Annotated in this window: 15 protein-coding genes; 12 read left to right on the forward strand and 3 right to left on the reverse strand. The window is 51.3% G+C overall.

The annotated features are described in order from the left end of the window. Positions 1-459 precede the first annotated feature (459 nt). Complete coding sequence (locus tag IVG45_RS04845) at positions 460-765, reverse strand: hypothetical protein (RefSeq protein ID WP_196436753.1); 306 nt, start codon at positions 763-765, stop codon at positions 460-462. Between the two features lie 803 nt (positions 766-1,568). On the opposite strand from IVG45_RS04845, the gene IVG45_RS04850 reads away from it, so the two are divergent. The 12 genes from IVG45_RS04850 (at position 1,569) to IVG45_RS04905 (ending at position 14,450) form a co-directional block, all read left to right on the forward strand. Beyond that, positions 1,569-2,264 (forward strand): SDR family oxidoreductase, encoded by a 696-nt coding sequence (locus IVG45_RS04850; RefSeq protein WP_196436754.1) that lies wholly within the window; start codon positions 1,569-1,571, stop codon positions 2,262-2,264. Positions 2,265-2,755: 491 nt separating this feature from the next. Continuing rightward, positions 2,756-6,394: a pyruvate:ferredoxin (flavodoxin) oxidoreductase gene (gene nifJ, locus IVG45_RS04855; RefSeq protein ID WP_196436755.1), complete on the forward strand. Its 3,639-nt coding sequence runs from the start codon at positions 2,756-2,758 to the stop codon at positions 6,392-6,394. After that, positions 6,387-7,400 carry a dihydroorotate dehydrogenase-like protein gene (locus tag IVG45_RS04860; protein WP_196436756.1) on the forward strand — a complete coding sequence of 338 codons (1,014 nt, stop codon included), beginning with the start codon at positions 6,387-6,389 and terminating at the stop codon, positions 7,398-7,400. Before nifJ ends, IVG45_RS04860 begins: the two co-directional genes overlap by 8 nt. A gap of 55 nt (positions 7,401-7,455) precedes the next feature. Continuing rightward, positions 7,456-8,652 carry an NAD(P)/FAD-dependent oxidoreductase gene (locus tag IVG45_RS04865; RefSeq protein ID WP_196436757.1) on the forward strand — a complete coding sequence of 399 codons (1,197 nt, stop codon included), beginning with the start codon at positions 7,456-7,458 and terminating at the stop codon, positions 8,650-8,652. Between the two features lie 79 nt (positions 8,653-8,731). Further along, positions 8,732-10,039: a citrate synthase gene (locus tag IVG45_RS04870; RefSeq protein ID WP_196436758.1), complete on the forward strand. Its 1,308-nt coding sequence runs from the start codon at positions 8,732-8,734 to the stop codon at positions 10,037-10,039. 18 nt (positions 10,040-10,057) lie between these two features. Beyond that, positions 10,058-10,234: a DUF1674 domain-containing protein gene (locus IVG45_RS04875; protein WP_196436759.1), complete on the forward strand. Its 177-nt coding sequence runs from the start codon at positions 10,058-10,060 to the stop codon at positions 10,232-10,234. Positions 10,235-10,265: 31 nt separating this feature from the next. Then, positions 10,266-10,655 (forward strand): succinate dehydrogenase, cytochrome b556 subunit, encoded by a 390-nt coding sequence (gene sdhC, locus IVG45_RS04880; RefSeq protein ID WP_196436760.1) that lies wholly within the window; start codon positions 10,266-10,268, stop codon positions 10,653-10,655. Further along, the gene (gene sdhD / locus IVG45_RS04885) at positions 10,648-11,013 is read left to right on the forward strand and encodes a succinate dehydrogenase, hydrophobic membrane anchor protein (RefSeq protein ID WP_196436761.1); all 366 of its coding nucleotides are present in this window, start codon (positions 10,648-10,650) and stop codon (positions 11,011-11,013) included. The genes sdhC and sdhD overlap by 8 nt, the downstream gene beginning before the upstream one ends. A 3-nt stretch (positions 11,014-11,016) precedes the next feature. Then, positions 11,017-12,801, forward strand: coding sequence for a succinate dehydrogenase flavoprotein subunit (sdhA, locus tag IVG45_RS04890; RefSeq protein WP_196436762.1), 1,785 nt, complete (start codon positions 11,017-11,019; stop codon positions 12,799-12,801). Then, positions 12,801-13,637 (forward strand): succinate dehydrogenase iron-sulfur subunit, encoded by an 837-nt coding sequence (locus IVG45_RS04895; protein WP_196436763.1) that lies wholly within the window; start codon positions 12,801-12,803, stop codon positions 13,635-13,637. The genes sdhA and IVG45_RS04895 overlap by 1 nt, the downstream gene beginning before the upstream one ends. Further along, positions 13,634-13,897, forward strand: a complete 264-nt coding sequence (locus tag IVG45_RS04900) for an FAD assembly factor SdhE (protein WP_196436764.1) — start codon at positions 13,634-13,636, stop codon at positions 13,895-13,897. Before IVG45_RS04895 ends, IVG45_RS04900 begins: the two co-directional genes overlap by 4 nt. Positions 13,898-14,240: 343 nt before the next feature. Continuing rightward, a complete protein-coding gene (locus IVG45_RS04905) occupies positions 14,241-14,450 on the forward strand; it encodes a hypothetical protein (protein ID WP_196436765.1) in 210 nt (69 codons plus the stop codon). Between the two features lie 230 nt (positions 14,451-14,680). On the opposite strand, the gene IVG45_RS04910 is transcribed toward IVG45_RS04905, so the two are convergent. Further along, positions 14,681-16,420: a diflavin oxidoreductase gene (locus tag IVG45_RS04910; RefSeq protein WP_196436766.1), complete on the reverse strand. Its 1,740-nt coding sequence runs from the start codon at positions 16,418-16,420 to the stop codon at positions 14,681-14,683. A 142-nt stretch (positions 16,421-16,562) separates the two neighbouring features. Then, on the reverse strand, positions 16,563-22,046 hold the full coding sequence (locus tag IVG45_RS04915) for a glutamate synthase-related protein (protein ID WP_196436767.1): 5,484 nt from the start codon (positions 22,044-22,046) through the stop codon (positions 16,563-16,565). Positions 22,047-22,222: the final 176 nt, after the last annotated feature.

The raw sequence follows: 22,222 nt of genomic DNA on the forward strand, positions 1-22,222 counted from the left end.
TAATGTCCTGGGTCTGACTATTACAGTCAAGTTTACGGGAATCCCGTTAGTATTTCAGCTTGTTGGAACAGGCCGGCTTCACATTGCAATTGGCAAGCTGTGTCTAACAGGCGCATTGTTGCTCGGCTCGGTCTGGCTCGATTTGGTACGCATAATTTTGCCGCATGGATGATTTTATTCAGTACCTGTTCTCGCTGCGCTGGCTGAAAAACGGTTCGACTAGACAAGGGCAAAGTCTTGTCCAGTGGCTATCCAGTATGTTGGCGGGACTCGCCCCCATGCCATGATGCATCAGGATACTCTTACATTAATGTTGGCTTGTTGTATTTCTGATTGCCTAACTCCGGCTATTAGGTGTAGCGATATAGACTGATTACGCCTGACCACCATCCGGACCAGCTCGTTTTTTTAGGCATGCATTTTTACGAGTCTGAAGAAGTATTATCAACTTGTGGCCGGTTATTTTTCGAACAGTTTTTGCGAGAAAAATCCAATCACCGCAATTACGATTAAACCGGAAAAAACGGCTAACCCAATTTCATCTTCTTTTGCGACTTGATGGCTTCTTTTGGCGGCCAGAACCGAGGCGGATGTTCGGCCATCAACGGAATAGCCCGCTTTCAACGTGGCAATTTTTGAAGATTTTTCCGTGGGTTTTGCCGGGCCGGCTTCTAAGGACTGGGTGGCTGCAGTGCTTGTTCCCAAGATTGAAACCATCATCAATAGAGCCAAAAGTAAACCTTGTAAACTGAAAAAATGTCTCATTTTTCTACCCCATCAAACAACTAAACCTGATATTGGCCTACTTTTTTGTAGCGATTTTTATGTTGCGTTTTTATTCGGTGCTTGGTGTGACCTGCCCGGACAAGACGTTTTTGAGCCTGTTTCAGTCCCCGGTAGTCTGCAAACAACACTAACGTTGTAACCCAATCTTAACTGATAGTCTACAACGTTTGCGGTAAGTTGATGGTCAAGGATGCTTTATCGAGAATTCAGCGGAGTTTACTAAAGCAAAAGCTTTTATGTAATTATTAATTAATAAAAAACAATTATTTAACAAATATATTTAATGTTATTTGTATGATTTTTGGCGAGGGAAGGCCGGACGTTTAAATGGTGTTCAGAGAAGCCTGTAAGTTAAGATTTACCCGAGCAATGCAATAATTCAGCAGGTTTTATAGTCTGGTCAGGTCTTGTTGTCTAATCCCGTAGACGTTTTTCTGATTTTTAGTGAAATGTGAATGCGTGGGCATGACATCAGGCGCGAATATTAGGCGGCTCAAGCAGAATCACGATCTATTCAATCAATTTTGCCGGCAATGGTTTCACGGGGAACTCTTAATATTTAGGATTAACCCACTTTAACAATATGCTGTAACTTACTTTAATAATGTTGTGCAATATATTGATACTAAAGTAATAATGTTAATTGTTATTTGTAGTTTTATTTAGAGAGGCAGGTGGAGATGCGGTGTTTTTGCCGATCGAATAAGTATTGGCGCTGGCTTATTCGTTGATGTGTTTTATTCATGGTCTACAATGAACAAAATGATAATGGGGGAGCTGCTATGCAAACCATATTGATTACAGGTGCTAATCGAGGTTTGGGATTTGAGTTTTGCCGGCAATATGCCATGGCCGGATGGCGGGTGATTGCCGCTTGTCGCGATCCTTCCGCCGCGATTGGATTGGTAGCTTTGGCGGAGCAATATCCGTCGCTACAAATCGAGGCATTGGAAATTGCTAATTTTGCCCAGATCGATGCGCTTAGTCTACGTTTGGCCGATCAATCCATTGATGTGTTGCTGAATAACGCCGGAGTATATCCAGACAAGCCCGAGCAGGGTTTTGGTTGGATTGATTATCCGGAATGGTCGAAGACTTTGTTGATTAACACCATGGCGCCAGTGAAATTGGCCGAAGCGTTTTTGCCTCAACTTGAGCGCGGCCACAAAAAGTTGATTGTCGCCGTCAGTAGCTTAATGGGCAGCATAGCTGACAATAGTAGCGGCAGTAGTTTGTTGTATCGCACCAGTAAAGCCGGCTTGAATGCCGCAATGAAAAATTTAGCTATTGATTTGGCCGCTCGTTCGTTGGGTGTGCTGATTTTGCATCCTGGTTGGGTTAAGACCGATATGGGGGGCCAAAATGCGTTAATCGAAGCCAAGGAAAGCGTAACCGGCATGCGAAAACAGATTGATGCATTCTCACTCGAGCAATCCGGTTGCTTTATTAAGTATGACGGTAGCCGTTTACCCTGGTGATTGGGGATGGATTTGTCTATTTTAACCTGGAGTTTGGCTGTTACCGTTGCCCCTTGTTCAGGGGTTATGCACAGAATGTTGGCGTTTTTTCTAAATAAAAATGCTTGACAACGCAACCCTTTGAATTGCTGTGTAAAAATCTTAAGTTATTGATTTGTAATATTTATGCTTGGTTGTTCAAGTTCGATGCAATCTAACGAAAACCCAGTAAAATCGAGGTTTAGCATTCGTTTACGACATTTAATACACAGAGTTATCCACAGTTTCTGTGGGTAACTTGGTTTTTCACAAAACTAGTAATCATACCTAGAACTTACCGAATTTTCCTCGGCAAAACGTTAATAGGGGTAAATTTCAGGGTTTGCGGGTACCGCAGACATAAATCGTCTCGTTTGCTAGTTGCGCTGACTTATAATCGGTGTAAAAGGGTTATGTGCCATTAGCACGGCTATAAGTCCGGTCTTTTCTTTCAGTTAATAAAAGGTTGTTCTATGCAAAATCAGCAAACACTTACCATTGACGGCAACCAGGCCGCGGCTAGCGTCGCGCATAAATTGAACGAAGTGATTGCCATTTATCCGATTACGCCTTCGTCGGCAATGGGGGAGTGGGCGGACGAATGGTCATCGCGCGGGCAGAAAAACCTCTGGGGTACCGTACCCCAGGTCATCGAAATGCAGAGCGAGGCCGGCGCGGCCGGCACCATACATGGCGCGTTGCAGGCCGGTACCATGGCCACCACCTTTACCGCCTCGCAGGGCTTGCTATTAATGCTGCCCAATATGTACAAAATCGCCGGTGAATTAACCCCGACGGTGTTTCATATCGCCGCGCGGTCGCTGGCTTGCCAGGCCTTGTCCATTTTCGGCGATCATAGCGACGTAATGGCGGCGCGCATGACCGGTTTTGCGATGCTGTGCTCCAACTCGCCCCAGGAAGTACAGGACTTCGCCTTGATCGCTCACGCCGCCAGTTTGGAAGGCCGAATTCCGTTCATGCATTTCTTCGATGGTTTTCGAACCTCTCACGAAGTGGCCAAATTGGTGACCATTGATGACGGCGTGCTGAAGGGCATGATCGATCAGGAATGGATTAGCGCATTCCGTAACCGGAGTTTGACGCCTGATCAGCCGATGTTGCGCGGCACCGCCCAGAATCCCGACGTGTATTTTCAAGCCAGGGAAGCGGTTAATCCGTTTTATCAAGCATTGCCCGGCATTGTGCAGCGGGCAATGGATAGGTTCGCCGGTTTGACCGGCCGCCAATATCATTTGTTTGATTATGTCGGATCGCCCGATGCGGAGCGGGTGATAGTGCTGATGGGCTCGGGAGCCGAAGCGGTGGAAGAGACTCTGGATTATCTCAATCGTCACGGTGAATCAGTGGGTATGCTGAAAGTACGGCTATACCGGCCTTTCGCGGCAGATGGTTTGATTGCGGCGCTGCCGGCCAGTTGCCGCAAGATTGCGGTATTGGATCGCACCAAGGAACCCGGTTCCGATGGCGAACCCTTGTATAAGGACGTGTTGGGCGCCATTGCTCAGGATGTTATTGCCGGCAATGGCAAATTTTCAGTGATGCCTAAAGTCGTCGGTGGCCGTTACGGTTTATCGTCGAAGGAATTCACGCCGGGCATGGTCAAGGCAATTTTTGACCAACTCAACAACGATCGGCCCAAGAATCATTTCACCATCGGCATCGATGACGATGTGTCCAACAGTAGCTTGCCATGGGATGCGGGTTTTAGAACCGATGTACATGCCGACATTTTTCAGGCCATGTTTTACGGCCTTGGTAGCGACGGCACGGTTGGAGCCAATAAAAATACTATTAAAATCATTGGCGAAGAAACGGAAGATTTTGCCCAAGGCTATTTTGTCTATGACTCGAAAAAGTCCGGCGCGATTACCGTATCGCATTTGCGTTTTGGCTCCAAACCCATTAAATCGACATATTTGATCGGCGAAAACGACGCCAATTTCATCGGCTGCCATCAAACTATCTTTCTGGAACGTTACGACATGTTGATCAACGCCGCCGACAACGCGGTATTCTTGTTGAACACGCCGGAGCCAGTGGATCAGGTCTGGGACAGCCTGCCCAAGAAGATGCAAGAGCAGATGCTGGCCAAGAATATCCGTTTTTTTGTGATCGATGGTTATGCGGTGGCGGAAAACTGCGGGATGGGGAAACGCATCAATACCATCATGCAGACCTGCTTTTTTGCCATTTCGGGCGTGTTGCCTCAGGATCAGGCGATTGAGGCCATTAAACATGCGGTCGAAAAGACTTACGGTAAAAAAGGCCGTCGTATCGTTGAGTTAAACTTCAAGGCTATCGATGACACACTGGCCGGTTTGCATCAGGTGACTTTACCAAAGCATACCAGCAGCAACTTCGACATCATGGACCATGTTGCCGAATCGGCCCCTGACTTTGTCAAACGCGTCACCGCCGAAATCATCGCCGGGCGCGGTGATTTACTGCCGGTCAGTGCGATGCCCATAGACGGCACATTTCCAACCGGTACCACCGCCTATGAAAAACGTAATCTGGCACTGGAAATTCCGGTCTGGGAAATCGACTTATGTACCGAATGCGGTAAGTGTGCGATGGTTTGCCCGCATGCCTCCATACGCAGCAAAATCTATCCGCTCGAAGCCCTAGACAATGCGCCGGCCACTTTCAAGCATGCGCCGATGCTAGGCAAGGATTTTCCGGCCGGTTTGGCGATGACCTACCAGGTAGCGCCGGAAGACTGTACCGGCTGCAGTTTGTGCGTGGACATCTGTCCTATCCGCGACAAATCCAATGCCAGCCGCAAGGCCTTGAACATGCGTCCGCAAGCGCCGCTGCGCGAACCGGAGCGTGAAAACTGGGATTTCTTCCTGTCACTGCCGGAATACGATAGGCGTCATTTGAAAACCAACACCATCAAGGGGGCAATGGTGTTGCAGCCTTTGTTCGAATTTTCCGGCGCCTGTGTCGGTTGCGGCGAAACCCCTTATATCAAACTGGCTTCGCAATTGTTCGGCGACCGGATGATAGTCGCCAACGCCACTGGCTGTTCATCAATTTACGGCGGTAATCTGCCGACCACGCCTTGGACTAAAAACAGCGAAGGCCGAGGTCCGGCCTGGAGTAATTCCTTGTTCGAGGATAATGCCGAGTTTGGTCTGGGCATGCGGGTGTCTATCGATAAACAGACTGAATTTGCAACCGAACTACTGTCGAGTCTGCGTGAACCATTAGGTGGAGAGTATGTCGATGCCGTCCTGCAAGCCGATCAATCGGACGAAGCCGGTTTATACGAGCAACGTCAACGCGTGGCGGAATTAAAACAGCGCCTGCAAGCCATGACAGAGCCCGCCGCAAAAACACTGCTAGAACTGGCCGATTATTTATGCAAGAAAAGCGTCTGGATCATCGGCGGCGACGGCTGGGCCTATGACATCGGTTACGGTGGTTTGGATCATGTGCTGGCCAGTGGTCGTAACGTGAATATCCTGGTGCTGGATACCGAGGTTTATTCCAATACCGGTGGCCAAACCTCCAAATCCACGCCGCTGGGGGCGGTGGCCAAGTTTTCCGCCAGCGGTAAAGCCACGGCAAAAAAAGATCTTGGCTTGCTGGCCATGGATTACGGTAATGTCTATGTGGCGCATGTGGCCTATGCCGGCAAAGACATTCAGACCCTGAATGCGTTTATCGAAGCCGAAGCGCATGACGGGCCATCCATCATCATCGCCTATGCGCCTTGTATCGCGCACGGAGTGGATATGTCCAACAATCATCGCCAGCAAAATTTGGCCGTGAAAAGTGGTCACTGGCCGCTGTTCCGCTTCAATCCGAATCGGATCAAGCAAGGTAAAAATCCGATGCAACTGGATTCGGCGGAACCCTCTATCCCGTACCGGGAATTTGTGATGAGCGAAACCCGCTTCAGCATGCTTTGGCAGTCCCATCCGGATGCGGCCGAAGCCTTTTTACAGCAGGCCCAGCAGGATGTGAAAAGCCGCTACCGTTATTACAAACAACTGTCGGAGCTGGAATGGAACGAAGCCACCAGCGTTTCGGCGGTAAAAGCGCAGCTGATTACCGAAACTGCCAAGGAGACTCAAAATGGTTGATTTGACAACACATTATCTAGGCCTGCGGTTGGCGCATCCCTTAGTGCCGTCCGCCTCGCCGCTTAGCAAAAATTTGGATAGCGCTCGGCAACTGGAAGATGCGGGCGCATCCGCCCTTGTGATGCCGTCACTGTTCGAGGAAAAAATCGAGGCCGAGCAACAGCAAATGGAGCGGTTTTTTTACGGTCAGGCTATCGGCTATGGCGAAGCGGATTCTTTTCATCCGGTGCCCGATCATATTCTGACCTATCAGGAGCAATACCTCGAACATTTGCAAAAACTGAAAGCCAATTTGCAAATACCGGTGATCGCCAGTCTGAACGGTACTTCCCTCGGCGGCTGGATCGAATACGGGCAGGCCTTGGAACAAGCGGGGGCCGATGCGCTGGAATTGAATATTTATCATTTGGCGGCCAATTCCGAGGAAAGCAGCGGAAGCGTGGAGCGGCTTTACCTGGATATTTTGCAGGAATTGAAAGGCAAGGTCAGCATTCCTCTCGCCATGAAACTTTCGCCGCAGTTCAGTTCTCCGATCAATTTCGCTCAGCGCTTGCAAGCCGCGGGTGCTGACGGCATTGCCATCTTCAATCGATTTTATCAACCCGACATTGACCTGGAAACCTTGCAAGTCGTACCTAAGCTGGAACTTTCAACCGCGGCCGAAGCCCTGTTGCGTATCCGTTGGACGGCGTTGATGTTTGGGCGGGTCAAGATGTCGCTGGCCGTTACCGGCGGTTTTCATCAAACCCCTGATGTGCTCAAAGCCTTGCTGGCTGGTGCCGATGTGGTGCATTTGTGTAGTGTATTGCTGGAACATGGGGTGGGGCGCTTGACCGAAATCCTGAATGAAATGCGGCAATGGTTGGAAGAACATGAGTATCAATCGATCAGCCAACTGAAGGGTAGTGTCAGTCAACAACATGCCATTGATCCGAGTGCCTATGAACGTGCCAATTATGTTCAGGTCTTGGATAGCTACACGCCGGCTAGCGGAGTTTTGAGATAGGGATGGTTAAAGTTCGCTGGCTGGAAAAGCCGAACCGCGCCCGGTGTGCGGTTGCATGACGGATCATTATCAGAGTTCTGTTGACGTTATCATTATTGGTGCCGGCGCTTCAGGTTTAATGTGCGCGATAGAAGCAGCCAAACGCGGCCGTAAGGTGCGCGTGTTGGATCATGCCAACAAGGCCGGTAAAAAAATTCTGATGTCGGGAGGAGGACGCTGTAATTTCACTAATTACCACGTCGATGCCGATAATTACCTTTCGCATAACCCGCATTTTTGTAAATCCGCTCTAAAGCGCTTCAGTCAATGGGATTTTTTGGCGTTGGTGCAGCTCTATCGGATTCCATTTCACGAGCGATTGCATGGCCAGTTATTTTGCGACGATAGCGCCAAGGATATTCTAAATATGTTGCTGTCCGAATGTCGTCAGTTTGGCGTGACTATCAGCTTGCAAACGCCCATAGAGCGAGTTTCCGCCGATGCGGGCGGCGGTTTCGCCGTGCATACGCCATCGGCTAAGCAGCATTGTCAATCGTTGGTGGTGGCAACGGGCGGTTTGTCGATTCCGAAGATGGGCGCCACGCCTTTCGGTTATCGGATTGCCGAACAGTTCGGGATCAAGGTGTGGCCAACTCGCGCAGGCTTGGTGCCGTTGACGCTGCATCCCGATGATAAACAGATCTTTTCGGCCTTGACCGGCATAGCCGTGCCCTGTGAAGTGACCTATCAGCGTCACAGTTTCAAGGAAAACCTGTTGTTTACGCATCGCGGCCTGAGCGGACCGGCCGTCTTGCAAATATCGTCATATTGGCGGCCGGGAGACGTGCTGACGATTAATCTATTACCCGAGCATAATCTTTTGCGGATGTTGAAACAAAGGCGCAATCAAGGCAATAAAGTGAAAGTCAGAAATTGGCTAAGCGATTATTTGCCGAAGCGTTTGATTCAAGCTTTGTTGTCTGAGTCGTCGTTGGAAATGTTGTTGGCCGATTGTTCCGATAAACAACTACAGCATATCGTCGATAGTCTGCAAGCCTGGCGAATCAAGCCTAATGCCAGCGAAGGCTATCGGACCGCCGAGGTTACGGTGGGTGGGGTGGATTGTGATGCGCTTTCTTCCAGAACCCTGGAATGTCTGCAAGTTCCCGGCTTGTATTTTATCGGCGAAGTGCTCGATGTAACGGGTTGGCTGGGTGGCTATAATTTTCAATGGGCCTGGTCGTCGGGGTGGTGCGCGGGTCAATACGCCTAGCGGGTTGGAGTAATTCACCGCCTGTGTGATAATCCTGATTACCTTTCATGGGACATTGATACGGGATATAGAGAACACTATGGCAAATGATACCTTGCTGGTAAAACACAGCGGTACCGGAAAACAGGTTGAATATCCACTCCTGAAAGGCACTTTGGGGGCCGATACCGCCGACATTCGCAATCTCAATAAGGATCTGGGCTGTTTCACCTATGATCCTGGTTTCATCGCAACGGCGGCTTGTAAAAGCAAGATTACCTACATCGATGGCGATAAAGGCATCCTGTTGTATCGCGGTTATCCGATCGAACAACTAGCCGAACACTGCGAATTTACCGAAGTGGCTTATTTGTTGATGAACGGTGAGTTACCTAATCAGACTCAATTGCGCGATTTCAACGAGGAAATCAGCGATCGCGCCATCATTCACGAAGCCTTACGTAAATTTTTCGACGGTTTTCATTACGATGCTCATCCGATGGCGATGCTGGTCGGCGTGGTGGGTTCCTTGTCGGCGTTTTATCACAGCGATCTGAATATCAAGGATCTCAATAGTCGCCGGATTTGCGCGACACGCATGATAGGCAAAATGCCGACCATCGCCGCCGCATCGTATCGGCATTCCGTGGGGAGGCCTTTCGTTTATCCGCGCATGGACTTGAGTTATTGCGAAAACTTTTTGAATATGATGTTCTCGCGCTCATCGCAAAACTACATTGACCAGGATCATTACATCGATCCTAATTTGGTCAAGGCCTTGAATTTGCTGTTCATTCTTCACGCCGATCACGAACAAAACGCCAGTACATCAACCGTGCGTCTGGCGGGTAGTACCGGGGCCAATCCTTACGCCTGTATCGCCGCCGGTATCGCGGCGTTGTGGGGGCCGGCCCATGGCGGCGCCAACGAGGCGGTACTGAATATGTTGGCACAAATCGGCAGCGTCGAAAACGTGCCCAAATATATAGCCAAGGCCAAGGACCATGATGACCCCTTCCGTTTGATGGGTTTTGGTCATAGGGTTTATAAAAATTTCGATCCCCGAGCCACCATCATCCGCAAGACTTGTTACGATGTCCTGGCGCGAACCCAAAAGAACGAACCTCTATTTGAACTGGCCTTGGCGTTGGAAGAACATGCATTGAAGGACGAATATTTCATCGAGAAGAAGCTTTATCCGAATGTCGATTTTTACTCGGGGATTATTTATAAGGCTTTGAACATTCCGGTGGATATGTTCACGGTGATGTTTGCGATCGCTCGCACCGCCGGTTGGGTTTCGCATTGGCTGGAAATGATGGAAGATAGCGTGACTCCGATCAGCCGCCCCCGGCAACTGTATGTCGGTTCGCCGCGCCGCGATTTAATAGCGATCAATAGTCGTTAGTTTTTTCATAAAAACGACATGAAAAAACTAGAGACTATCCACGAACAAGCATCCGAACCGGCACCAGCCGGATTGCCGGATCAGGCATTAACTTCTTCCCCGGTTCCGGAATTAAAAGAAATCAACGGTCCCAAGGGACTGGAGCCCACCCGCTTCGGCGATTGGGAACGCAAGGGGCGCTGCGTTGATTTTTAACCTAACGTCTTGGTAATTTCATAGGGTAACCATGCCAGTCAACAGACCTCTTTCACCTCATCTGCAAGTCTATCGATTACCCTTGACAGGGCTGGTGTCCATCACCCACCGCGTGACGGGTGTTTTGCTATCGATTGGACTGGCGTTGTTCGTCTATCTGTTATATGTGCTAGCGGCAGGCGAAAGTATGTATCTGGCCATGCAGACCTTCATGGCTTTTTGGTGGTCGAAATTGGTTTACTGGGGGTTTATTTATGCCTTGTTTTTTCATCTCTGTCATGGCATTCGACATTTGATTTGGGATGTAGGCAAGACTTTAGATCGTGCTAGCCTGAATTCCTATGCCGTTTTGGAATTGCTTGCTTCGGTAGCACTGACTCTGGGCGCTTTCTTATTGCTTGACGGAGCTTGCTATGTCTGACAAAGCCCTGCGGGTAAAATCAGCTCATCCCGCCACCAGTCATTTTTGGTATCAACGCCTGACCGCCATTGTTTTAATACCATTGACGGCCTGGTTGATCGTGTTTTTTCATAAATCCTTAAATGCGCCCCATGCGGAAACCTTGGACTGGCTGAGGTCGCCGGTCAATGCCGCCGCTGCCTGCGTTTGGGCTATCGCGGCGACCTATCACGCCGCCCTGGGTATGCAGGTGGTGATAGAAGACTATGTATCGACTATCCCGGTCAGACGCTGGGCGATTCGTGGTAGCCATCTGATTTTTTTAGTTCTGGGGGTTGCCGCGCTAGTTGCGATCGCCTTCATTCTGTTTCCAAGGTAACTCATGGCCTCAGCATATAACATCATCGAACACCAACACGACGTGGTCGTGGTAGGCGCGGGCGGAGCCGGTTTGCGCGCCACTTTCGGCATGGTGGAAAAAGGCCTGAAAACCGCCTGCATCAGCAAGGTGTTTCCCACTCGCAGCCACACGGTTGCCGCTCAAGGCGGCATTAGCGCCGCGCTGGGCAACATGGGCGAGGACGACTGGCGTTTTCATATGTACGACACCATCAAGGGGTCGGATTGGCTGGGTGATCAGGATGCCATTGAATATATGTGCCGCGAAGCGATCCCGGCTGTTATTGAGTTGGAGCATTACGGCGTGCCGTTTTCCCGCACTCCGGAAGGCAAGATCTATCAACGCGCCTTCGGCGGCATGTCGACTCATTACGGCAAGGGCCAGGCCCAACGCACCTGCGCGGCGGCCGACGTCACGGGTCATGCGATTCTACATACTCTTTACCAGCAGGCCTTGAAACATAAGGCCGAATTTTTTGTCGAGTACATCGCGCTGGATTTGATCATGCAAGATGGCGAGTGCCGAGGCGTGTTGGCCTGGAGTCTTGACGACGGCTCGATTCATTTGTTTCGCGGCCACCAAACGGTTTTGGCAACTGGCGGTTATGGCCGCAGCTATTTCTCCTGCACTTCCGCGCACACCGTTACCGGTGACGGCAATGGCATGGTATTGCGAGCAGGATTGCCGCTGCAAGACATGGAATTCGTGCAATTTCACCCCACCGGCATCTATGGCGCCGGCTGTTTGATGACCGAAGGCGCGCGAGGCGAGGGAGGGTTTTTGACCAATTCCGAAGGCGAGCGCTTCATGCCGCGTTACGCACCGCATGCCCAGGATTTAGCTTCGCGCGATGTGGTTAGCCGGGCGATAACCATCGAAATCGGCGAAGGCCGCGGTGTCGGACCTAAAAAAGATCATGTGCTACTGCATCTGGAGCATCTTGATCCCGCCGTGATTCATGAACGTTTGCCCGGCATCACCGAAACCGCGCGCATCTTTGCCGGCGTGGACGCCACCAAACAGCCCATTCCGGTATTGCCGACCGTGCATTACAACATGGGGGGCATTCCGACCAATTACAAAGCCGAAGTCGTCACATTGAAGGATGGTAACCCGGACACCGTGGTGCCGGGCTTGATGGCGATAGGGGAAACCGCCTGCGTATCGGTGCATGGTGCCAATCGCTTGGGTTCAAACTCGTTACTGGATATTGTGGTGTTCGGCCGGGCGGCGGCGATACGTTGCTCCGAGTTGGTCAAGCCAGGCATGCCGCTCAAACCCTTGGCGAGTGAGGCTTGCGAATCAGCACTGGCACGTTTCGATAAAATTCGTCATGCCAATGGCAGTCGCTCAACCGCCGAAATCCGGATGGATATGCAAACCACCATGCAGGCTAAGGCCGCCGTTTTTAGGACAGAGGCCACCTTGCAAGAAGGCATACAGCGTATCGGTGAAATCGCGGCATCGTTCGACGATGTTAAGGTTGGCGATAAGTCGCTTATCTGGAATACCGATTTAGTGGAAACCCTGGAGTTGGATAACTTACTGGGTCAGGCGCAAGTTACGATTACCGCGGCCGGCAATCGCCAGGAAAGCCGGGGAGGGCATGCGCGGGAAGATTTCCCTAAACGGGATGACGAAAATTGGCTGAAACATACACTGACTTGGCGCGAGAATAATCAGGTCAAGATCGATTACCGCCCGGTGCATCTGTACACGCTGACCGATGAAGTCGAAGTCGTCGCACCCAAAGAGAGGATTTACTAATGGTCGAGTTCTCATTGCCGAAAAATTCCGTGGTCAAGAAAGGTAAGGCTTACAAGGCTGCATCGAGCGCCAAAAACGTTCGCAAATTCGAGGTGTATCGTTGGGATCCCGATTCCGGCGAAAACCCGCGTATCGACCTATACGAAATCGATATGGATACGTGCGGCCCCATGGTGCTGGACGCAATCTTGAAAATCAAAAATGAGATCGACAGCAGCCTGACTTTCAGGCGTTCTTGCCGGGAAGGTGTTTGCGGTTCTTGCGCGATGAACATCAACGGCAAGAACACCTTAGCTTGTACCAAGGCTATTTCCGACTACAAAGGCACGGTCAAGATATTTCCATTACCGCATATGGCCGTGGTGAAAGATTTGGTGGCCGACATGAGCCATTTCTTCGAACAATATGCGTCGATCAAGCCATGGTTAATCGACGAAACCGAAGCGCCAGCCGATACCGGCGACGCGGGTTCCCTACCGACTGCCGCACTTCCACCTTCCATGGCGGTCGAGCGCCTGCAAAGCCGGGAGCAGCGCGCGAAGCTAGACGGTTTGTATGAATGCGTGCTGTGCGCCTGCTGCTCAACCAGTTGTCCCAGTTACTGGTGGAACGGCGACAAGTATCTTGGCCCCGCCATTCTGCTGCAAGCTTATCGCTGGTTGGCCGACAGCCGTGATCAGAGCGACCAGGAAAGGCTGGACGAACTGGACGACGCGTTCAAGCTTTATCGTTGTCACACTATCATGAATTGTACCGATACCTGTCCTAAAGGCCTGAATCCCGCCAAAGCTATTGCCGAAATCAAAAAGCTGCTGGTTCAACGCGAGCATTTGTGAGCGAACTGAATAAGCTGCGCTGGCGTTGTCGGCGCGGGACGCTTGAACTGGATTTGATGCTAATCAGGTATCTGGACTTATGCTATCGGAATGCCGACACTCGGGAAAAGCAATCTTTTTTGGCATTACTGGAATTGGAAGATACGGAATTGCTACGCTATTTGATGGGAGAGGTTTTGCCCGACAACCCATTGTTAGCTCAACAGGTTTCTATCATCAGAGCGTTACCGGCGCATGATGATTTTGACCTGCGACCATAAAAAGCTAAATCACACTTTACCATTCCTGCCAGCGGTGTCATGCAGTTGGATGCCGCGCGGCTTAACGTTATAAAATCAATGCATTGGGTTATTGTTTTATCGTAGCGCTATTGGCTACACGGTCAGGATTCTCGCCCGGTAATGGGAGTTCGAACGGTAAGTCAGGCATGACACACTTGTCAGTTCAAGTGTCAAATTTGGCATTGGCAAGGTAAAAATGTGAACTAATTCACGACAATCGGCGACGCTTGAGCTCTATTTGATTGATTCGAAGAAAATTTAAGTACATGGCTCGGCTTATGCTTGGTATTTAATGAGTTTAATCAATCAATAGGTGGCCGTCATGGAAACCTTCAGTGAAATCAATGATATGTACGTGGAGCGATTCGCTTTTATCGAAATGTTGAGTCGTGAATTTGTTGCAATGACTGGATGCGGGGTTTATGTTTATCTTAACCCGCTGGATGTTGATCAGTTGTTCAATAACTATCAGAATCTGCGCATGCCTATTAGAGCTTTCGCGCGGCAATGCATCAAAAATGTTGCCGGTTAAGTTTCGGCGGCTGGCTGGCTAGCGGAGAATTGACCAGCATTCAAAAGCAATCTGCCCGTCAAGCTAGATGTTATCACGCAGTCACCTGTGATCGAGAACCGCATATTGAGCGGATCGAGCATGGCAAGAAAGCCAGCCGGTCGGCGGATATGCGGATTCATTTGCCGCTAGCGGGGCTTTGAAAAAGCAAGCCCCGTAACCCCGGTCTTGAAGATCGGCAAAATTTTGGCTTAATAGACATCCCTAACATAGCGTTTGTCTTTTTTCAGTTGATTGACATAATCAACAGTTGTGGTGACGGTTTTTTTGCCGTGTATACGTATCACATCATGCAGGGCTTGATCGACATCCTTGGCCATCCGGTAAGCATCTCCGCAGACGAAGAAGTAACCGCCTTGTTCCAGCCAGGCATACAATTCGGCGCCATTTTCCAGCATCCTATCCTGGACGTAGATCTTCTCGGCTTGGTCGCGGGAAAAGGCCAAATCCAGCTTTGTCAGCAGGCCCGATGCTTGCATGGCTTCGATTTCATCACGGTAGATAAAATCAGTCGCGGCGTTACGGTCGCCGAAGAATAGCCAGTTTTTACCGGAGGCCTTGCGGAATTCGCGTTCTTGCAGGAATGCGCGGAATGGAGCGATACCGGTTCCGGGGCCGACCATAATCATCGGTAGACTGTCGTTATTGGGTACCCGGAAGTTGTTGTTGGGAGTAAAAAAGATCTTAACATCGGTTTCTTCACCGACCAAATCGGCCAGATAAGTCGAGCAAACGCCTTTGTGATGCCGTCCGTGCGCATCGTAGCGGACACTGGCGACAGTTAAATGCACGCTATCCGGATGTTTTTTGCCGCTGGAGGAAATGGAGTAAGCCCGGTGTTGCAGGGGTTTTAGCAAACGCAGGAATTCGGCGGCGGAAAATTCAACGCTTGGAAATTGCAGCAATAAATCCAGTGTATCGCGACCCCACAGATAAGCGGTCAATTTGTCTTTGTCGCCATTATTAAGCAAGGCATTGAGTTCTTGATCACCTGAGCGCCTGGCGATTTCCTCGATCAGCTCCTTGCTCGGTAGTTTGATCTCGAAGTGAGTGCGTAGGGCTTCGGACAGCGTCATCAATTCGCTGTTAACCGGTTCCTCCTCATTACCGCTACAACCCAACACTTCCAAAATCCGAGCGACCAAGTCCGGACAGTTGGTGGGGACGACGCACATCGCGTCGCCGGCTTCGTAACTAAGACCTGAACCTGCAATCGAGATTTCGTAATGGCGGGTTTCCTTGGACGAATCCAACGCGGTGACGATGCGGTTGACGCGCATTTTGGCCGGGAACGGATTTTTACGGTTATAAGCCGATTTGGTCGGTTGCGTTTCACCGCCGATGACCGAGACAGTGGCAGCGCCTTCCGCCATCAAGGGAATCACTTCGCTAATCCATTTTTCCGCCGGTGCTTCGAAATCGACGTCGCAATCGACGCGCTCTAACAGGCGTTTACCACCCAGTTCATCCAGGCGCTTATCCCAATCGATGCCGGCCTGGCAGAACAAGTCGTAGCTGGTATCGCCCAAGGCCAATACCGAATAGTTGACCTTATCCATGTGTGGGGCAACTTCGCTGCTGGCGGATTCCCACAGCATCTCGGCATTATCCGGCATCGCGCCTTCACCGTAGGTACTGGTAATGATCAACAAATACTCCATGGCCGCTAATTGGCCGATTTCCACTTCGTCCATGCTTTTGACCACCGGGACCAAACCGTGGCTTTTGGCGCGCGCGGCGGCATCGTTGGCCACTGATTCCGAATTGCCGGTCTGGCTGCCATAAAGAATATGCACGGTGCGGGCATCGGCCTGATTGATGCTGCCCGCGCTATGCAGCATATGGCTGTGCATGCCGGCAAAAAAGCCGCTTAGCCAGGCGCGTTGAGTATCACTGTAAGGTGCGTTTAACGGGATAAAAGGTGCTTTCATTTTGTTACCAACTTTGGGCCGATTTTCGTCGGCCCTGTCACTTAATAAATCAACGTAGGGATTCATAGGCTGTTTTTTACCCGGTAGGGCAAACCGATGTAAAGCCTGCTGGTGGATTGCCTATTGCGAATCCAGCCTTACGTTAAGCTGTTTCGTTTTCCAACATATCTTTGACGATTGCCAAACTTTCCAAGCTGGCCAGATTTTTATCGACGGTCGGTACCCCGGCCAAGGCTTGGCGGTTGAGGTTGTCCTGCTCGATAATCCAGGCGGTGGAGCCTATGGAATAGATACTTTGCACATCGCGCAGCATCAACGTGGTTTTATAGTCGTGCAAGCGTTTTTCCGCCATCAGCGTGGCGAGTTGGGCGTCGTCATACTGGCTATAGGCTTCCCGGATGTTTTTGACCAAGGCATCCTGCAGCTTGCGCGGGCGCTCCATGATCAATTTGCGGGCATGTTGGTCTATTAAGACTTCGCTAACGGGCAGGCCAGCCTTGTTCAACTGATCCTTGGCGATCTGTTGAGCCTTGTCGATCACGGCGTAGCTGTTGATCAGTTTCAAGGTCAACTCGCCATCGACATCGCCGTAACCGGGAATCGCGCCGTTAAACAAAGTCGTTTGGCTTTGATAAGCCTGTTTGATTTGCGCGATTTGCTTTTGCGCAAAGGCAACCGATAGTTCTTCGATCATGACTTTACGGTCCATGGATTGGCTGAGGAACTCGGCGGTTTGGGTTCTGTTCAGCCACAAGGGTAGGGCAAACTTAAAGTGCTGGCGCTCTTGTGGCCAGTTCGCCAGGATGGCTTTGGCTTTTTCGGAACCCGTGTATTCGATGTGCAGTTCCAGCATGTACAAAATAAATTGTTCATGAGCAGCCGCGACATCGCTACCTTCGCCCAGACTGTGAATACTGACCGAGGTTTTGTCGTACAGAGTTTGCAAGCGGTTTTCCGGATCATATTGATAGGCATTGCCGCCGGACATGCCGGTGCAGAAACCTTTGCCGAATCCGCCCAGATTCAATACCGCGCCATTGATCATGTATTCGCAGGCGAAATCACCGACACCTTCCACAACGGCCATAGCTCCTGAGTTACGCACCGCGAAACGGTCGCCGGCTTCGCCGTTGATGAAGGTTTTGCCGCCGGACGCCCCAAACAAGGCGAAGTTGCCGATCAGCACGTTTTCGCCAGGCAATTTAGAGCCACCGCCGGGCGATTTGATGATGATAGTACCACCGCAAGCGGTTTTGCCGACGCCGTCGTTACAGGTGCCGGTATGTTCCATACGGATGCCGTCGTTGTTGAACGCGGCATAACTTTGACCCGCCGAACCGTGGGTACGGACGATGATGGTGTCATCGGCAAGGTAACGCCGGCCATGCTGGTTGGTGTAAATGATTTTGGACGCGGTAATTTGCTCGGCGCTCAGTTCATATTGCAACAAGCGCTCCAGGTCGATCGCGGTTTGTCCGCCGACGGTTTTGTTGCGATTGTTCAGTTTGAATGCATCGCCTTCCACAATCACTTGCTGTTGGCCTTGTTCGAACAAGGCGGTTTTGACCTGGGCAAAAATCTTGTCGTCGATGGCAAAATCTTTTTCCAGATAGATTGGTTTTTCGATTTTGACTTCCTTGACTTCGGCCAGCAATTTTTGCAGATGAATTTGGCCAACCATGCTGGAATGATTGATCAAATGCAACAATTCGGTTTGTCCCCGAATCTCGCGTAGGCTGGTATAACCCAGGTCGGCCAGAATCTCGCGTACTTCGTGCGCCAGATTCATGAAGAACTGCGCCAGAACCCGTGGATCGCCCTTGAACTCTTCATGTGCGGTGGTCAAGCCGGCCGGGCAGCGGATATTGCAGTTTTTCGCCATTACGCAGCGCAGCATCATCAGCGCGGTAGTACCGAACTCGAACGAATCACCGCCCAATATGGCGGATTTGACCACGTCGACGCCGTTTTGATGGGCCGCGCTACAGCGCAAAACGACTTTGTCGCGTAGGCCGTTGGCGGCAAGGGCCTGATGGACTTCGGCGATACCGATTTCCGGTGAGCGTCCGGTGTTTTTCAGGCTGGTGACTGCCGCGGCACCCGTGCCGCCGGTGTTGCCGGCTACGTTGATCACATCGGCGCCGGCCTTGGCCACGCCAACCGCGATGGTGCCTATGCCTTCGGATGAAACCAGTTTGACGACGACTTTGACTCGCGCGGCCTTGGCGTCGTGAATCAATTGACCTAAGTCTTCGATCGAATAGGTATCGTGATGCGGAGGCGGGCTAACCAGTTCCACTTTAGGCGTGCCGCCGCGCAGGGCCGCAATTTCAACCGATACTTTAGGTGCCGGCAGTTGGCCTCCTTCGCCGGGTTTTGCTCCCTGGCCAATTTTGATCTCGATTTCTTCAATGGTCGGATCGGCCAAGTAGCCGGCCCATACGCCGAAACGGCCCGAGGCAAATTGTTTGATCTTGCTGGAACGCAGGGTGCCGAAGCGGCTGGAATGTTCGCCGCCTTCACCCGAGTTACTTTTGGCGCCGGCTATGTTGGTGCCCTGTGCCACGGCTTCGTGAGCTTCCGCCAGCAAAGCGCCGTGACTCATCGCGCCCGACGCAAAAGCCGGGGTGATTTGATGCGCGGGTTGCACGTCAGCAATGGCTATGCCGGAACGGGCGGGGCGGATATTGCCGAGATAGCGGTAAATATCGCTATCGCCGTCGTTGGCGCGCAGGCTGATGGCGTCGTTTTCAACCGTCAAACCAAAGTCGTTACCGCTAAAACGGGCTTTCAGGTGTTCGGCCAATTGTTCCAGGCGCGCCTTGCTGCTGTTGCTGGTCAAACTCAGGCTAAACACGACATCATTGGATTTTTCGACCTTGAGGCCGCGTACCAGGAAATTGTTATTACCGTACAGATTTTGACTGCCCAACAGGCGATCGAAATCAGCCTTGCTAGTGGCTGACGAAATATCAACCGGAAAATCCATGACATCGCGCAAGGCGGCCGGACGGTTTGCCCGTTCTTGAGACAAATTACGGGAAAAACTGCGATAGGCCGGGGTAATTCCAAAGGCGTCGATTTGTTCCGGTGTGCGTTTGTCGTAACCGAAATCCCGGTAAGCCGTGTCGCTGGCTTCCGCGGCTTGCTGCTCGGCTATATACAGAATCGGTTCATCGGTCATGTTGATGTATTCACGTACCGCCGTATTACCGAAGGTATGGCCGGCGCCTTCCTGACGTTCCTTGAACAGTCCCAGGAATGGGATGTCGTTTTCATCCTTAACCGATAGTGCTTTGTGATGCCATTCGGTGGTGCTGGCGGCAATGTCGGTATAACGCACGCCACCGACCGATGCATTGATGTTGGGAAAATAGGCTTGCAACTTGGGTTCGTCGGTATCCAGATAGTTGGATTCAAAAAATTCGCCGCCGATATAGCTTTCCGCCGTACACAGGCCGAATTTGCCCATGGTTTTCATCAGCGATTTTTCGACGCCTTTCTGGAAGTTATACAAGGCTTTTTTACGCGCGTCGCTGTCGCTGTATTCGGTCATCACCCGGTTATGTACGCTTAGCGGACAAATAGCCGATGCGCCGAAGCCAAGTATGGTGGCGACATCATGCGGGCTGGCGGCTTGTCCGGTTTCCAGAATTAGCGATGAGTTGAACCGCAAGCCGTGCTTGACCAGGTGTTGGTTGGCGGCGGCCACCATCAGTAGGGCCGGGATGGCGGCCTTGTGTTTGCCGATGTTGGCGTCGCTTAGAATGATGATGCCGGTGTTGCCGCGCGCCGCTTGTTCGACCTGGTCGCAAACTGCTTGCAACGCTTGCTCCAGGGATTTTTCATTTTGCGCGGCATTATCGAAATCCGGGCTATACAACATGTCGAAGGTGATGGTTTTCACCTGATTCTGGCGGCGGATTTGTTCCAGCTGGGTCCGTTGCAGGATCGGTGATTCGATCATCAGCTGTTTGCTATGGCTAGGCGCAAAAGTCGGTTTGGCGCCTAGCGCCACGCGCAAGGTCATGCCGTCGCTTTCACGCAAGGAATCCAGCGGCGGATTGGTGACTTGAGCGAAACGCTGGCTGAAATAGCGCGACATACCGCCTTCCGCCGCGCTCAGTGCGTTGGGGGCCAGACCGTAACCCATGGCCGAGACTTTTTCCAGGCCGGTTTGCAGGATAGGATCGAGCAGGAATTTAAAGCTTTCCTGATTCAGCGAATAAGCGGTATGGCGTTGGTCGATATTCAATTCGTGGTCGTTGCCGATTTCCGATAGCTCAACCTTGGGCAGGTCACCAATGTGCATGCAACGTTGCGCCAACAAGGTTTTGTAATCCTTTTCCGTGGCCAACCGCTCCATGACCTGATGGCTGTCATAAGACAGGCCGGTGCCGTGGTCGAAATACAGCATGCCGCCAGCTTCGATCCGGCCGCGTTTTAACACCTGTTCCGGCGGGAAATCGATCTGCCCGGCTTCCGACATGACCGCCAGATAGTCGGCGGTTTCCACCGAACGCAAGGGACGCAAGCCCAATCGGTCCAGTCGCGCGCCGACCCGAATACCATCGTTGAAAATCAAGGCGGCCGGGCCGTCGTTTTTCTCTTCATAGAGGCTGAAGTATTCCAGCATCGCCCGGACTTCATCCGACAGAGTGGTGTCGTTTTCCCAGGCCGGCGGCATCATCGCCAGAATCGCGGTGACGATGTCCAGTTCGTCTTCATTGATCCGGCGAGTCAGGGTTTGGTCGAGGCGGCCGGAGTCGGACTGGCCGCAAGGAAAAATGACGTGTTTGTTATTTTGCCGGGCAATCGCATTTTCGCTGAGGCGGTTTTTCTTGTCCGTGTTCAATTCACCGTTATGCGCCATGTAGCGGAAGGGTTGCGCCATCATCGTGGCGGGCGCGGTATTGGTCGAAAATCGGGTGTGGAAAAACAGCGTGCGGATTTCGTTGTTTTTGTCGTAAAGATCGACAAAATACGGAATCACCTCGAACGAGTTTAGGCGGCCCTTGTAAACCAGGGTGCGCGAACTCATCGACAGCGGGTAAAAGCCTTGAAGTTCGGGGCGGCTGAAGCCGTCGGCTTCGATCGTCAGCAAAGCCTTTTGAATGTGTCTTTCAAATTCGGTATGGCTGGCATCTTGCAATGCGGCTGGTCGGCCGAAAATAACCTGTTTGATCGGTAACTGGGCTTTGACCGCGGCCGCATTCAATACCGAATTGTCGACCGGAACTTCGCGCCATTTGATGATCGGCAGGGCGAATTCCTTGAAGTGTTCTTCAACCAATTGCGCCGCGCTGGAATCGTAATGAACGTGATCTTCCGGGAAAAAGAAGTTGGCAACACCGAATTGCCCAAGTTCCAAGCTGTTGTCGCCAGTGATTTTACGGAAAAAATTTAGCGATAGGTCGATGTTGACGCCCGCGCCATCACCTATGCCTTCGGCGCTCATGCCGCCTCGATGAGGGATGGTACATAATGCTTCATGTGACTTGATCAGTAGATCATGGGTTTGTTTGCCGTCCTTGCGGGTAATAAAACCAACTCCGCAGCTATCCTGGGATAAGTCGGCGTCATAAAGCATATGTACTGTATTGATTTTCTGGGCGTTTTTAATCATTGCTTTCCAGATCCTGTCTTGCTGATCAAATGCGCTACCCGTTATTTGTGTGAACGGCAGCGCTGTTTATGGTTTTTCTACCTGCTGCGTGTTAGAGTCAGCCGATGCAGCGAAAACCTTACGATTTTATACGGAATTTCGGTTAGTGAAACTTGCTAATGATAACACGTGGCGCC

Source organism: Methylomonas sp. LL1, from assembly GCF_015711015.1.
Lineage (GTDB): Bacteria > Pseudomonadota > Gammaproteobacteria > Methylococcales > Methylomonadaceae > Methylomonas.

Coding starts and splice junctions, on each gene's coding strand:
- IVG45_RS04845 (WP_196436753.1), bottom strand. CDS start 765: ATGAGACATTTTTTCAGTTTACAAGGTTTACTTTTGGCTCTATTGATG.
- IVG45_RS04850 (WP_196436754.1), top strand. CDS start 1,569: ATGCAAACCATATTGATTACAGGTGCTAATCGAGGTTTGGGATTTGAG.
- nifJ (WP_196436755.1), top strand. CDS start 2,756: ATGCAAAATCAGCAAACACTTACCATTGACGGCAACCAGGCCGCGGCT.
- IVG45_RS04860 (WP_196436756.1), top strand. CDS start 6,387: ATGGTTGATTTGACAACACATTATCTAGGCCTGCGGTTGGCGCATCCC.
- IVG45_RS04865 (WP_196436757.1), top strand. CDS start 7,456: ATGACGGATCATTATCAGAGTTCTGTTGACGTTATCATTATTGGTGCC.
- IVG45_RS04870 (WP_196436758.1), top strand. CDS start 8,732: ATGGCAAATGATACCTTGCTGGTAAAACACAGCGGTACCGGAAAACAG.
- IVG45_RS04875 (WP_196436759.1), top strand. CDS start 10,058: ATGAAAAAACTAGAGACTATCCACGAACAAGCATCCGAACCGGCACCA.
- sdhC (WP_196436760.1), top strand. CDS start 10,266: ATGCCAGTCAACAGACCTCTTTCACCTCATCTGCAAGTCTATCGATTA.
- sdhD (WP_196436761.1), top strand. CDS start 10,648: ATGTCTGACAAAGCCCTGCGGGTAAAATCAGCTCATCCCGCCACCAGT.
- sdhA (WP_196436762.1), top strand. CDS start 11,017: ATGGCCTCAGCATATAACATCATCGAACACCAACACGACGTGGTCGTG.
- IVG45_RS04895 (WP_196436763.1), top strand. CDS start 12,801: ATGGTCGAGTTCTCATTGCCGAAAAATTCCGTGGTCAAGAAAGGTAAG.
- IVG45_RS04905 (WP_196436765.1), top strand. CDS start 14,241: ATGGAAACCTTCAGTGAAATCAATGATATGTACGTGGAGCGATTCGCT.
- IVG45_RS04910 (WP_196436766.1), bottom strand. CDS start 16,420: ATGAAAGCACCTTTTATCCCGTTAAACGCACCTTACAGTGATACTCAA.
- IVG45_RS04915 (WP_196436767.1), bottom strand. CDS start 22,046: ATGATTAAAAACGCCCAGAAAATCAATACAGTACATATGCTTTATGAC.